14 protein-coding genes are annotated in these 12,488 nt (G+C 59.5%); 8 read left to right on the top strand and 6 right to left on the bottom strand.

Features of this window, described 5'->3' with window-relative positions; all coding sequences use genetic code 11:
• The first annotated feature begins 163 nt into the window (after positions 1-163).
• Entirely contained in the window at positions 164-385 is a 222-nt protein-coding gene (locus HL45_RS20395; protein ID WP_144240062.1) for a hypothetical protein, read from the top strand.
• Between the two features lie 205 nt (positions 386-590).
• Here the strand turns inward: HL45_RS20395 and HL45_RS10825 are convergent, their stop codons facing one another.
• Complete coding sequence (locus HL45_RS10825; RefSeq protein ID WP_049971115.1) at positions 591-1,691, bottom strand: pyridoxal phosphate-dependent aminotransferase; 1,101 nt, start codon at positions 1,689-1,691, stop codon at positions 591-593.
• Between the two features lie 74 nt (positions 1,692-1,765).
• On the opposite strand from HL45_RS10825, the gene HL45_RS10830 reads away from it, so the two are divergent.
• The 3 genes from HL45_RS10830 to HL45_RS10840 all read left to right on the top strand — a co-directional run bounded on the left by HL45_RS10830 (position 1,766) and on the right by HL45_RS10840 (position 3,212).
• Positions 1,766-2,125 carry a nuclear transport factor 2 family protein gene (locus tag HL45_RS10830; RefSeq protein WP_049971116.1) on the top strand — a complete coding sequence of 120 codons (360 nt, stop codon included), beginning with the start codon at positions 1,766-1,768 and terminating at the stop codon, positions 2,123-2,125.
• Positions 2,126-2,190: 65 nt separating this feature from the next.
• Positions 2,191-2,694, top strand: coding sequence for a CinA family protein (locus tag HL45_RS10835; RefSeq protein WP_049971117.1), 504 nt, complete (start codon positions 2,191-2,193; stop codon positions 2,692-2,694).
• 41 nt (positions 2,695-2,735) lie between these two features.
• Positions 2,736-3,212, top strand: coding sequence for a metal-dependent hydrolase (locus HL45_RS10840; RefSeq protein ID WP_049971118.1), 477 nt, complete (start codon positions 2,736-2,738; stop codon positions 3,210-3,212).
• Between the two features lie 36 nt (positions 3,213-3,248).
• Here the strand turns inward: HL45_RS10840 and HL45_RS10845 are convergent, their stop codons facing one another.
• The gene (locus HL45_RS10845) at positions 3,249-3,983 is read right to left on the bottom strand and encodes a PHP-associated domain-containing protein (RefSeq protein ID WP_049971997.1); all 735 of its coding nucleotides are present in this window, start codon (positions 3,981-3,983) and stop codon (positions 3,249-3,251) included.
• 109 nt (positions 3,984-4,092) lie between these two features.
• Here HL45_RS10845 and HL45_RS10850 point away from each other — a divergent pair, with 109 nt between their 5' ends.
• From HL45_RS10850 to HL45_RS10860, 3 genes are read left to right on the top strand one after another with little or no spacing between them, the layout of a single operon-like run.
• Entirely contained in the window at positions 4,093-4,734 is a 642-nt protein-coding gene (locus tag HL45_RS10850) for an HAD family hydrolase (protein WP_049971120.1), read from the top strand.
• A gap of 47 nt (positions 4,735-4,781) precedes the next feature.
• Positions 4,782-5,093 carry a DUF7565 family protein gene (locus HL45_RS10855; RefSeq protein ID WP_049971121.1) on the top strand — a complete coding sequence of 104 codons (312 nt, stop codon included), beginning with the start codon at positions 4,782-4,784 and terminating at the stop codon, positions 5,091-5,093.
• 46 nt (positions 5,094-5,139) lie between these two features.
• Positions 5,140-7,110, top strand: a complete 1,971-nt coding sequence (locus tag HL45_RS10860) for an AMP-binding protein (RefSeq protein ID WP_049971123.1) — start codon at positions 5,140-5,142, stop codon at positions 7,108-7,110.
• Positions 7,111-7,176: 66 nt separating this feature from the next.
• On the opposite strand, the gene HL45_RS10865 is transcribed toward HL45_RS10860, so the two are convergent.
• Entirely contained in the window at positions 7,177-7,944 is a 768-nt protein-coding gene (locus tag HL45_RS10865) for an aldo/keto reductase (protein WP_049971124.1), read from the bottom strand.
• A gap of 48 nt (positions 7,945-7,992) precedes the next feature.
• Positions 7,993-8,700, bottom strand: a complete 708-nt coding sequence (locus tag HL45_RS10870; protein WP_049971125.1) for a class I adenylate-forming enzyme family protein — start codon at positions 8,698-8,700, stop codon at positions 7,993-7,995.
• Between the two features lie 124 nt (positions 8,701-8,824).
• Here HL45_RS10870 and HL45_RS10875 point away from each other — a divergent pair, with 124 nt between their 5' ends.
• Entirely contained in the window at positions 8,825-10,267 is a 1,443-nt protein-coding gene (locus HL45_RS10875; protein ID WP_049971126.1) for a short-chain fatty acid transporter, read from the top strand.
• A 321-nt stretch (positions 10,268-10,588) separates the two neighbouring features.
• Here HL45_RS10875 and HL45_RS10880 read toward each other — a convergent pair whose 3' ends face one another.
• Positions 10,589-11,233: a PGF-CTERM sorting domain-containing protein gene (locus HL45_RS10880; RefSeq protein WP_049971127.1), complete on the bottom strand. Its 645-nt coding sequence runs from the start codon at positions 11,231-11,233 to the stop codon at positions 10,589-10,591.
• A 92-nt stretch (positions 11,234-11,325) separates the two neighbouring features.
• Positions 11,326-12,477, bottom strand: a complete 1,152-nt coding sequence (dnaJ, locus tag HL45_RS10885) for a molecular chaperone DnaJ (protein WP_049971128.1) — start codon at positions 12,475-12,477, stop codon at positions 11,326-11,328.
• Positions 12,478-12,488 lie beyond the last annotated feature (11 nt).

A 12,488-nucleotide genomic window follows, 5' to 3' on the forward strand; every position in this document is an offset into this window, starting at 1 on the left:
AATACCGACAGGTGTTCTCGACTCCAATCATACCGCAACCGCCCCGCATCAGCCACACCCTCCCCAACCGACTGCGCGCTTCACTTCGTTCCAGTGCCTGCGGGCCACGGCCGCAGGTCAGCAAGACGCAACGCGTTTTGCAAGCCTCATCCCTCGCACGGTTTTGACTCGCCTTCTCGGAGGTGAACTCCTCGAAGCCTCGCCAGCGCGCGCCACATCGCTTGACTACTCAGCCGAATGGTTGCGCCAGCGCGTTCGGATGAGTGCCGAACGACAGAGACGTGAGTCCAATCCTGCGCTGGCGGGGAGGGTTGGGGAGACTGCGGTAACGGTGCGGAGGCGGTTCGATTGGAGTCGTGATTTGCTCGAAGCACTGGAAACGTAATCAGTAGAGTAAAGATGATAATTCGATAGATTTCAATTCCTCACCCCAGAGTTCAAATACGGAGCCGAAACCAAACACGGCGGACGATTCCGGTTGACGGATGAAACTCCAATCCCGAAGACCGATAGTCTGCCTAACCCACCGTGCCGAAACCGGCTAGGGTGCGCCAATCCGAAGAGTGACGACCAAAGCAGTTCAGTAGCGCCTATCCGAAATAATCCGCGAGTCGCTCCGCGGCCGCCTCCACTTCTGGCGTGACGAGCGCAAATCGAACCCAGTCGTCGCGCGACGAGCCGAAGGCTTCACCGGGCATGCCAGCCACGCCCGCCTCGTCGATGAGTTTCTCGACGTTCGAAAGCGTGCCGGGGAAGTCGGGAAATCGCGCCATGACGTAGAACGCGCCGTCCGGTTGCGAGTAGTCCGCGCCCGCGGCGTCCAGCGCGCTGGTGAACGTCTCCACCCGCGATTTCAACAGTTGTCGATTCTCCTCGTGGTACTCTGGCGTCGTTTCGCGGAGCGCGTGGAGCACGGCGTACTGCGCCGGGCGACTCGTCGCCACGTTGGTCAGCATGTGCCGGGTTTTCGCCACGTCTACGAGTTCCGGCGGGAAGATGGCGTAGCCGACCCGAAAACCGGTGATTGCCAAGGTTTTCGAAAACGAGTTCGTGACGATTCGGTGGTCGGAGTCGAACGAAAGCGCGCTGGTGAACGTGCCCGAGAAATCGAAGTGGTCGTACACCTCGTCGCTGATGAGCAGTGCGTCGTACTCCTCGGCGATACTGACGAGTTCGCGCATCGTTTCCTCGTCGTACACCGCTCCCGTCGGATTGTTCGGTGAATTTACCACGATTCCAGCGGTGTCCTCGCTGGCCTGCTCGCGGACGGCATCGGGCGAGAGCGTGCCGTCCTCGTCGGTGGCGACGAACCGCGCAGTTGCGTCGAGCATCTTGGTTTTGCCGGGGTAGTACGGATACACCGGGTCGGTCAGGATGAACTCGTCACCCGATTCGCGCTCCATCGCGCGGGCCATCGCCAGATAGTTCGCCTCGCCGCCGCCGCAGGTGACGATGACCTGCGACTGGTCAACGTCGCGCCGGGCGGCGATTTCTTCGCGCAATTCACGCAGACCTTCGCTCGGCGGGTACTGGAAATCAGCACCACCGAGGTCGGCGTACTCGTGCAGTCCGTCGGAAATTCCGGGTGGCGACCCCCAGTCGGGATTGCCGCTGACCATGTCGATAACGTCGTGTTCTGCCTCCATCGCGTAGGACATCACATGAAAGAACAACGGGGTATCGTAGTCCATACCGGGTGGTTGCAGTACTGGCAAGTCTTTCTTTCGCCCGAAATCATTAGCTGTCCGGAAATCGCAGTGGAAGTATGGAGCCAACTGTCAATCCGGATGCAGTGCGGTCGTACTACGACTACATCGACGCCGAAGCCTACGAGGACGTGTTTTCCCTGTTTGCGAGCGACATCGTGTACGCGCGTCCCGGCCAACCGCCGCTTTCCGGAATGGCCGAGTTCCGCGAGTTCTACCTCGAAGGCCGACCGCTCGAAGACGGTGAACACGAAATCGAGCAGTTGATTGTCGGCGACGACACGGTAGCCGTCCGCGGGCGATTCAGCGGCGTCCAAGACGGCGAGCGCGTTTCGTTCGGTTTTTCGGATTTTCACCGGTTCGATTCGGAGGGCAAGATAACGGAGCGCACGACCTACACCGACCGCGATACGGTCTAATAGGGTTCCCGATTTCGTCCGTTCGACCCCGTACCTTCTTTCTCGCCCGTCGCGTCTCCTCTCGCATGAGCACCGACACCTCTCCAATCGAAGAACAACTCGGGGATGCCCTCAGGAATGCAGACGCGACCATTGCAACCGCCGAATCCTGTACGGGCGGCCTCATCGGGTCGCTGTTGACCGACGTGTCCGGGTCGAGTGACTACTTCGACCGCGGGTTCGTCACCTACTCCTACGACGCAAAAATGGAGCAACTCGGCGTCTCCCGCGAGATGCTGGACAAACACGGTGCCGTAAGCGAACCTGTGGGCCAACAGATGGCGCGCGGTGCGCGGGACGTTTCGGGGACGACGTGGGGACTCGCCACCACCGGAATCGCAGGGCCGACCGGTGGAACGCCGGAAAAACCAGTCGGCACCGTCTTTATTGGGGTTGCCTACACAGGCGAATGGGGTACCGGAGATAGCTACGCGACCGTCGAACGCTACGAGTTCGGCGGGTCGCGGGGAGAAATCAAGGAAAAAATCGCGCGACAGGCGCTTGCCGATGTTCTCTCCGAACTGAGATAAAAAGGAAAACCTTGATACTGCGGGGTGGGACGTGCAATCGAATGAATCGGAAAGAACACGTCCTGAACGCCGCACTGCTGGCTATCGGACTCGGATACGTGCTTCATCCGTCCGGCGATACGGTCACGTTCTACACCATCATCGAAGTCGGGGTTCCGGTCATCCTCGGGGCACTCTTTCCCGACGTTGATACGGCCTTCGGCAAACACAGAAAGACGCTCCACAATCTTCCCGTTCTGGGGCTGTTCTACGTCTTCCCGATGGTGTTCGGCAACCTCGAATACGTTTGGGTAGGTGTCCTTACTCACTACGTGCTTGACATGCTCGGAAGCAAGCGCGGACTCGCGTGGTTTTACCCCTACGAGAAGGAGTTCGGCGCGCCGTTCGGCGTCGCCGTGAGTAGCAATCATGCGACGAGCGTCACGCTCCTCGTCACGACCTTCGAACTCGTGGTCGCGGCGCTGTTGGTTCACCACCAGTTAGTCGTGGACGCCGGTCTGACGGCTGTTGGAATGTAGTAAGTCGAGAGGCGGCGACCTGCCCGGAGAAACTATTCAGTACACGCTCACGTCGTCGAATCGACCGTCGTATTCGTCGCGGTCTGGATGGGTCGCTTCCATCCCCGAGAGAATCAGTCGGTTGAATTTCCCCCACGTGTTTTCCCAACCGAGGTGCGCGAACTCGGCCCGTCGGCGGAGTTCGTGCGAACGCCCGCTTCGGTGGACGACGCGAGTGAGGCCGCCGTCCCGGATTCGCTCCACCAGTTCTGCCGCAGTTTTGACGTGCGTGTCGAGTGTCGTCCACGCCTCGCCGACGCTCCGGCGGAGGTGTGCATACGACGACCCGAATGCGGGTTTGTCGGTGTCTTCTACGATTTCTTTTGCTCGGCGATTGTGTCGGCCAAGCTGTTTCGGATTGTACGTTTCGACGGCGTGGATGACATCGCCGTGAACGCGGATGTCCGCTTCCGACAGGCCGACGTTGAGAAATTCAGGATGGGGAATCAGAACGGCGGCACCCTGCCGGTCGAGTTCCTGCATAGCTCCGGTGAGCGTGATGAAATCCGGAACGGGTTCGGTGAGTCCCACCGCGAGGACGTGTTTTCGGTTGCGCCACGTCCCAGTGAACACCTCCCGCGCCGGAACGATGAGCAGTTCATCGTCCGAAAACCGCTCCGCCTGGCGACGTATCTCCGGAAGCCGAACGAAATGCGGCGCGTAGACTAATGCATCGAGACGACGGTCTTTTGCCCGTTGGACGACCTGCTCGTCCAGCACTTTCACGTGCATATCGACACGAAACTCGTCGCAGTCGGTCACGCCGTACTTTTGTGAAGGTCGGACGATAGTGGTTCTGGTTTCGAGAGCTAGAAGTAGGGATGTGTGAAAGTCAACACCGATGACGGCTCTGTATTTCGACCTCGATGGAACGTTGATACATCACGCGATTTCCTTCGAGGAGATGTTCGAGCGAGCGCGGCGCGAAGTGGGAGTTTCCGACCACGATGGCCTCCACGATGAATACGTGGCATTCTTTCTCGACTACTTCGGGGACTGCCATCCGGAACCGTATCGGACTGCGCTTGCCGACCTCTGTCACGATTTCTCCCTCGACACTAACGGCGAAACGTTCGCCGACGCACTCATCGAGGTAGAACTGTCGTACACGGAACTCGCGGATGGCGCGCACGAACTGCTCGCTTCGCTCGCGGACGACCCCAACCGTAAACTCGGTGTTGTGACGAACGGCGCTGGACACGTCCAGCGAGCGAAATTGGAGCGACACGACCTCGACTCCTATTTCGATGCTGTCGTCGTTTCCTGCGAGGTCGGCGTCGGCAAACCGGAATCGGGGATTTTCGAGGTTGCCAAAGAGGAACTGTCCGATGATGGGTTCGTGTTCGTCGCGGACGACGTCGAACGGGATGTACTTCCGGCCCAACGAGCAGGGTTTACCGGTGTTTTACTCTCGGAATCGCTCGACTCACGGCCTGACCACCGTGTCGAAGAGCTTTCTGCTGTTCGAACGCTTCTCGCCTGACGAGCAGGAAAAGGTTTTATCATCGGGATTACAGAGTCAACACACGAATGCCCGCCTGGGAATGTGACATCGACGGCTGTGGGGAACACTTCGACAGCGTCGAGAACGCCATCGTCCACCAGACCACGGAGCACGAGCGCCGCGAGTGTAAGGTCTGCGGAGCGGTCGTACCGGATGGCTATTTCGCCATCCGGCACGCCTTCGAAGAACACTCGCGCGCCGAATACGTCCGCGCCTACGACGCCGATTCGAGCGACGTTCGAACGCGGGAGCGAATCCGAGACGAAATCGAGGATTCGGCGAACCTCCAGCAGGTGGTCGAGCGACTCGACGGAACCAACGGAACCGAACTCCCCTGACGGGACGAAGTAAACTATTTTGAGGCGGGTACGCAATCGTTCCAATATGGATACGCTTGCGGACGTAAACGAAATCGTCCACGAACCGACAGAGGAGTTCGTGGAGTCCACGAACGTCTGGCAGTTCATGCAGGAACACGACATCGCGGACTACGAGGAACTAATCGAGAAAACCTGTGGCGAGGTCGATTGGTTCTGGGACGAACTGGTGGAGTACCTCGGGATCGAGTTCTACGAAGAGTACGACGCTGTTCGGGACGATACGGATGGGCCACAGTTTTCCGACTGGTATCCCGGCGGGAAAATCAACATTGCGCACAATACGCTCGACCGGCACGCGCAGGTTGACAGTCCGAACCGGAACAACGTGGCCTGTATCTGGGAGGGAGAGCCGGGCGACGTTCGGGAAATCACGTACCACGAACTCCACCGCGAAGCGAACAAGGTGGCGAACGCGCTAGAAGCGCGCGGTATCGGCAAAGGCGACACCGTCGGCCTCTACATGCCGATGGTGCCGGAAGTCAACTCGATTCTGTACGGCATCTTCAAAGTCGGTGCGATTGCGGTGCCCATCTTCTCCGGATTTGGCACCGACGCGACCGCGACGCGAATCGAGGATTCCGAATGTTCGGTGCTGTTCACGGGCGACGGTTTCTACCGCCGAGGAAGCAACATCGTGCTGAAAGACACGGCGGACGAAGCAATCGAACAGGTCGGCCACGTCGAACACACTATCGTTTACGAGCGATTGGGCGCTGACACGGACATTCCGTGGGACGACGAACGGGATGAGTGGTGGGACGAGGCCGTCCTCACACAGGACGACGAGTACGAGACGAAAGAACTCGATTCCAGCGACGAGGCAATGCTGCTGTACTCCTCGGGCACGACGGGCAAGCCGAAAGGCATCGTCCACACGCACGCCGGGCAGTTGATGCAGTGTGCCAAAGAAATCTACTTCGGCTTCGACCACAAGGATTCTGACCGCTTCTTCTGGGTGTCCGACATCGGGTGGATGATGGGGCCGTGGACGCTCATCGGCAACCACGCCTTCGGTGGTACCATCTTTATGTACGAAGGTGCGCCCGACTACCCCGACCCGGATAGGTTCTGGGAAATGATAGACCGACACGGACTGACGACGTTTGGCATCTCGCCGACTGCGATTCGAGCGCTCCGGCAGTACGGCGACGAATGGCTGGAAAATCACGACCTGTCGTCGCTTCGCCTGCTCGGTTCGACCGGCGAACCGTGGGACCCGGAATCGTGGCAGTGGTTCTACGAAAACGTCGGCGGGAGCGAAGCGCCAATCATCAACATCTCCGGCGGCACCGAAATCTGCGGCTGTTTCCTCATGCCGATGCCGATTCAGTCGCTCAAACCGTGCACCCTCGGCGGGCCAGGACTCGGTATGGACATCGACATCGTGAACGAACAGGGCGAATCCATCGTGGACACCCACGAACGCGGCTACCTCGTCGCTCGTGATTCTTGCCCGAGTATGACGAAATCACTCTGGTCGGGCGACGAGCGCTATCTGAACACTTACTGGTCTACGTTTGACGACATGTGGAACCACGGTGACTGGGCGCAGAAGGACGAGGACGGCTTCTGGTTCCTCCACGGGCGCTCCGACGACGCCATCAACGTGGCCGGTCGAAAAGTTGGCCCTGCCGAAGTCGAAGGCGCGCTGATGGACCACGACGCGGTGAATCAGGCCGCCGCGGTCGGCGTACCGGACGATACGACCGGACAGGCAGTCGTCACCTACGTCATCCTCGAAGGGGACGTGACCGGCAACGACGACCTGCGCGCGGAACTGCGCGAACAAGTCGGCGACGAACTCGGCAAGCCGTTCCGCCCCCGCGAAATCCTGTTCGTGGACGAGTTCCCGAAAACCCAGTCGGGCAAAATCATTCGCCGGGCCATCGAAGCGGCCTACACGGGCGAGGAGTTGGGCGACATGAGCAGTATCGAGAATCCGGAGTCGCTCGACAAACTGGCAGACGCAAAGTAAGAGCGGGAGAGTCAGAATACGCGAGTCAGTCGCCGTCGGCGACTGACTCGCCCATCCCAATTGAATCTATTCGAACAACTTCTTTTCGCGGTCGATTGATTCGATTGTGTCTACATCCTCCGATGTGAATTCGATGTCTCCTGCGACCAAATTCTCGCGGAGATGGCTGTCACTTTGCGAGCGCGGAATCGGAACCGCACCCGTCTCCACAACCCACGCCAGTGCGATTTGCGCTTCCGTCGCGTCGTGTTTCTCGGCGAGGGTGGTCAGTTCCGGCAGGTCGAACACCTCGCCCTGTGCGATTGGCGAGTAGGCCACGAGATTCGTGCCGTGCCGACGAGCGTCAGCGAGGAGGTCGGCCTGCCGAAACAGGGGGTGCATCTCGACTTGATGGGCGAAAATCGGCGCGTCGAGAACGTTTCGAGCGGTATCGAGTTCTTCGGCCGTGAAATTACTCACGCCGACGTGCCGGATTCGTTCTTGCTCCATCAGTGCGTCGAAGGCGAGAAGCGTTTCTTGCGGTTCGTAGGCTTCGATTGGTCGATGAACGTAGAGCAGGTCAACGTAGTCGAGGCCGAGTTTCGAGAGGCTGGTTTCCGTACTCGCAATCACGTCGTCGTGCGCGAGGCTGTCGGCCCAGACTTTCGTGGCGACGAAAAGTTCCTCTCGGGAAACGTCCGCGAGTTCGATTCCTTTCCCGACGACGTCCTCATTTTCGTAAATCTGTGCAGTGTCGAGGTGGCGATAGCCCATTTCGATGGCGCTGGCGATTCGCTCGGGGTCGGAAATACCCATCGTCCCGAGTCCGATTTCCGGAAGCGCGTCGGGTGACATAGCGGAAAATTCACGCGGCAGGAACCTAACCGATGCGGTTCCGGAACCTCACAGCCCGATTTCGTCCGGCACGAAAGCGACGGGTTCCGGCGCTGCTTCAGCATCACGAGCAACCGCGAAATCGCCGGTTCGGTCGGCGTCGAGGACGATTTCAGCCCCGGCAACCAGCGGCGCGACGATTCCGCCAGCGACAACTCGTGGGTCGGAAAGCGGCGCACGAACGACGACGGAGTCGCCGGATTCGAGTTCCCACCGGTCACGAACCGCGGTTCCTACCGCGAGCAGTTCCGCGTGCGAAACGTCCCGTTCGCCGGTCAGTGCAATCGTTTCGGGTGAGATGACCGTCTCAGGAAACGTCGGATTTTCGCTCCACACGTCGGTTTCGAAATGCGAAACTGTCGGGTCGGCGGGTTTCTCCCCGTAGCCGACGTACTGGCCGCCGGGCGACAGTTCGTAGTCACCGACAGTTTCGGTCGGTGCGAGGAGCACCCGGGCGTCGATGTCCCGCGGCGGGTCGAATCGTACGTTTGCGCCCAGCAGAATCGCGCCGAGGAACCCGAGAATCGACTGGGGGGTACTGGACGGGGTGATGGCGACCGTGACGCCGTCTCGGACACCGAGATGGCGGAAGAAGTTCCCCGTTTTCCACGCGGTCGTACAGAGACGATGGTAGTCGTATCCCCGCGAGTCGGGAACGGAAAGCGCCGGGTCGTCGCTCCGTCGCTCGCGGGCGACGAGGTCAGAGAGTGCGTCCATGCCGGATTTCGGAGTGATGCGTGCAAAAGTTCGACGGTTCCGATGGTTTCGCCACCGTTCCGTCTGCCGTCACCGTGTCTGACCAACCTTTATATTTAATTGCTAGATACTCTCTCACGTAGCTATGGCAAACGTAATTCGAAAGATGGCGGAAGGAAGTTCCCACGTCGTCGAACGCTACCTTCCGGACGCATTTCTGTTCGCAATCATTCTCACAGTCGTCACGTATGGACTTGCCTTCGTTACGGTTTCTCCCGGGGCGAATGGGTATTTCTCCCACGCGGAAAATATTCTCGTCACGGGTTGGTACGGCGGCTTTTGGGGATTGCTCACATTCGCGATGCAGATGACGCTCATCCTGATGACGGGCTACGGACTGGCAAAAACGGAATTCGTGGATGGCTTACTGACCCGAGCGGCGGCCATCCCGTCTAGCGAACGGAGTGCCGTCGCGTTCGTTCCCGTCGTTGCCGCACTCGCATCGTTCGTTCATTGGGGACTCGGCCTCGTCGTCGGCGGAATCTTCGCCCGGAAAGTGGCCGAGGAGATTCGAACCATCGACTTCCCCATCATCGTCGCTGGTGCGTATTCGGGGTTCATCGTCTGGCACGGCGGCCTCGCGGCGTCGATTCCGCTGAATTTGAACTCGGCTGGGGACAACGGCAACTTCCTCATCGCAAGCGGCGTTCTCAACGACACTATCGGTACGAGCCAGACGATTTTCACGACCGCAAATCTCGTGCTGTTCGTCGTGGTCGGCCTCGTCTTCCTCCCGCTCCTGTTCGTGCTGATGTACCCCGAGAGCGACGAGAAAAAGCGTCCCATCGACCCCGCCAAACTCGAAGTCGCAGCGGACGGCGGCGAGGCGGAAACCAAAGTAACGACAGCACCCACCGGAACGACGACCCTCGCTGACCGAATTGAACACTCCCGCGCCGTTGCATGGGGAATCGGTCTAGGCGGCCTGTTGGCAGTTTTCGGCTACTTTTGGCGGGGAATCGCGGACGGAATGATGCCGTGGAACAACCTTGACCTGAACATCGTCAACTTCACATTCCTCTTCCTCGGCATCCTCCTGCACGGTACGCCCGCGAACTACATCGGGGCGATGAAAGAGGCAGTCGAAAACGTCTGGGGTATCATCCTTCAGTTCCCGTTCTACGCTGGTATCATGGGAATTATGGGCTACGCGCCGGAAGGTTCGACCAGCCTCGCCACGCAAATCGCGCAGGGAATGGTGCAGGTGTCCCCCGACGGCACCCTCCCCGCGGTGGCGTTTCTCACCGCTGGCGTCGTAAACTTCTTTGTCCCGAGTGGCGGTGGCGAATGGGCAGTCATCGGCGAAACGCTCGTGACCGCCGCACAATCCAGCGGAACCAGCGTCCCCCGTGTCGCCATGGCCGCCTCGTGGGGTGACGCATGGACCAACATGATTCAGCCCTTCTGGGCCATTCCCCTCCTCGCAATCAGCGGTCTATCGGTTCGTGATATCATGGGCTACTGTGTACTCGTTCTGCTCGGCAGTGGCGTCATCATCGCGGTGGGAATTACGGTTCTGCCGATGTAGAACACCACCTTTTGCCAGTGAGCGCGGTGGAACCGCGCTCACTGGCAAAAGCTGAACCAAAAGCCTCCTCACCCCTTCAGTCGCGTCTTCGACGCTCCTTCGAGAGATTCGTCGCCCCGCTCGTTCGCCGTTCTTCCTCACTCGCGGGGAGTGTGCTGGCACTCTAGTGGATGTGTAATTCTGATTCTGTCGATCGTGTAGATTCTGACTCTGGCTGATGTGTCGGTTGCTGATTCCTGCTGTCAATGAAAGTTCGTGGAATTATAGCGGTTGTCTCGTCTGCCTATCGTGCACTCCTCTCGTCGTGCACTGGCGGGAAAATCAGTCGTCTCGCCGGAGTAGATAGCCGACCCCTGCAATCCCGCCGAGAGCGGCGAGAAATCCGAACCCGGGGAGGCTTCCGCCTTCCGTTGAACCCGTTGTCTCGGTGGTTGTGTCCGTCGAACTCGGAGCAGTCGATTGCGTCGTCGTGGCCGATAGTGTCGAAGAAGTCGTCGCAGGCGGCGTGGTCGTTGCAGTCGTCGCTCCCGTCGTGTTGTTCGTTCCGTTCGTGGTCGCAGTGGTCGTCGGTTGTACGATTTCTACTTTTCCGCGCATCGACTCTTTGTCGAGTTGCGAAAAATACGTCGTCATGGCCGGTTTCGCGGTAAATTCGAGGGTCTGTACGTACCCCTTCGTGTTCACGACTTCGGTTTCTTCGAGCGTGTTCCCCTCTCCGTCCGCGATGGCGACGTTGTGCGGTTGTCCGTCCATATTTTCCCACGCGATGACGTACGTTTTCCCGGCCTGCATCTGAATCGTCGGATTCGTCTCGTCAGCAATCGGGTCAGGGGCGCGACCAATCCATCCCGACAGTTGGCCGCCCAATTCGAACGTTGCGGCCTGTCCTCGCGCGACACCGACGAGCGCGCCCGCTCCAATCATCGTCTGTACGAACTGCCTGCGTGAGAACTCAACGTGGGACATTCGAGCGTGTACTTCCTGTACTACCTATCTATAGAGATGCATATGCTTAGCTCATTCGGCTTGACCGAGAGATTAGACGGGGAAAACAGAGGTTAGAAGCTGTTTTTGATGCGCTCGAAAAAGCCCTTCTCGACGCTCACGTTCTCGCCGCCCGCCTCCGCGAACGCCTTCAACGCCTCTTTTTGCTCGTCGTTCAGCGATTCGGGCGTCACGACTTGCACCTTCACGTAGAGGTCGCCGTTTCCTCGCCGTCGAAGTCGAGGCATTCCTTTTCCTTTCAGGCGGAACGTCTCGCCGCTTTGGGTGCCCGACGGAACGTCCATCTCGACCGACCCGTCGAGCGTTGCAATCTCGATTTCGTCGCCGAACACAGCCTGTGGGAACGAAAGGGGTTTCCGATAGAACAGGTCTGCGCCCTCGCGCTCGAAGTCCGGATGGTCGTTCACTCGAATTTCGATGAGCAGGTCACCGTTCGGCCCGCCGTTTTCGCCCGGCGCACCTTCGCCTTCCATCTGGAGCGTCTGTCCGTCGGCGATACCCGCCGGAATATCGACGTTCAGCGTCGCTCGACGGTGAACCACGCCATCCCCGCCGCAGTCGCCACACGTTTCCTCGTACAGTTCACCCTCGCCGCTACAGCGGCCGCAGGTTCGAGACTGCTGGACACGACCGAACGGCGTCTGTTGAATTTGTGTGACCTGCCCCTGTCCCTGACACTCCGGACAGGTTTTCACGTCGGTTCCTTTGGGATGGCCCTTTCCGTCGCAGGTGTCACAGCGTTCCGGACGCCGAACCGACACCTGCTTTTTCACGCCTTCGAAGGCATCTTCGAGGTCGATTTCCACGCCGGTTCGCAGGTTCGAACCCTGTCGCGGACGGTTTGGATTGCGTCCGCCACCGCCGCCGAAGAACTGTTCGAAGATGTCGCCCATGCCGCCCATTCCGCCACCGCCGCCGCCGCCGAACGGATTGCCGCCGCCAGCGCCACCGCCTCTGCCGTCGAAGCCACCGCGCTTTTGGGCCTGTTCGAATCGGTCGTGGCCCATCTGGTCGTAGGCTTGTCGCTTCTCGTCGTCAGAGAGCACTTCCTTTGCCTTTTTGACCTTCTTGAACTTTTCTTCCGCGTCCGGTTCGTCGCTCACGTCCGGATGGTACTGGGCCGCCTTCTTTCGATACGCGCTCTTGATGTCGCTCTCGTCGGCGTCCCGACTCACACCGAGCACGTCGTAGAAATCCTCACTCATCAGTTATCCTC

This window comes from Haladaptatus cibarius D43, assembly GCF_000710615.1.
Classification (GTDB): domain Archaea; phylum Halobacteriota; class Halobacteria; order Halobacteriales; family Haladaptataceae; genus Haladaptatus; species Haladaptatus cibarius.

Coding starts and splice junctions, on each gene's coding strand:
- HL45_RS10825 (WP_049971115.1), bottom strand. CDS start 1,691: ATGGACTACGATACCCCGTTGTTCTTTCATGTGATGTCCTACGCGATG.
- HL45_RS10830 (WP_049971116.1), top strand. CDS start 1,766: ATGGAGCCAACTGTCAATCCGGATGCAGTGCGGTCGTACTACGACTAC.
- HL45_RS10835 (WP_049971117.1), top strand. CDS start 2,191: ATGAGCACCGACACCTCTCCAATCGAAGAACAACTCGGGGATGCCCTC.
- HL45_RS10840 (WP_049971118.1), top strand. CDS start 2,736: ATGAATCGGAAAGAACACGTCCTGAACGCCGCACTGCTGGCTATCGGA.
- HL45_RS10845 (WP_049971997.1), bottom strand. CDS start 3,983: ATGCACGTGAAAGTGCTGGACGAGCAGGTCGTCCAACGGGCAAAAGAC.
- HL45_RS10850 (WP_049971120.1), top strand. CDS start 4,093: ATGACGGCTCTGTATTTCGACCTCGATGGAACGTTGATACATCACGCG.
- HL45_RS10855 (WP_049971121.1), top strand. CDS start 4,782: ATGCCCGCCTGGGAATGTGACATCGACGGCTGTGGGGAACACTTCGAC.
- HL45_RS10860 (WP_049971123.1), top strand. CDS start 5,140: ATGGATACGCTTGCGGACGTAAACGAAATCGTCCACGAACCGACAGAG.
- HL45_RS10865 (WP_049971124.1), bottom strand. CDS start 7,944: ATGTCACCCGACGCGCTTCCGGAAATCGGACTCGGGACGATGGGTATT.
- HL45_RS10870 (WP_049971125.1), bottom strand. CDS start 8,700: ATGGACGCACTCTCTGACCTCGTCGCCCGCGAGCGACGGAGCGACGAC.
- HL45_RS10875 (WP_049971126.1), top strand. CDS start 8,825: ATGGCAAACGTAATTCGAAAGATGGCGGAAGGAAGTTCCCACGTCGTC.
- HL45_RS10880 (WP_049971127.1), bottom strand. CDS start 11,233: ATGTCCCACGTTGAGTTCTCACGCAGGCAGTTCGTACAGACGATGATT.
- dnaJ (WP_049971128.1), bottom strand. CDS start 12,477: ATGAGTGAGGATTTCTACGACGTGCTCGGTGTGAGTCGGGACGCCGAC.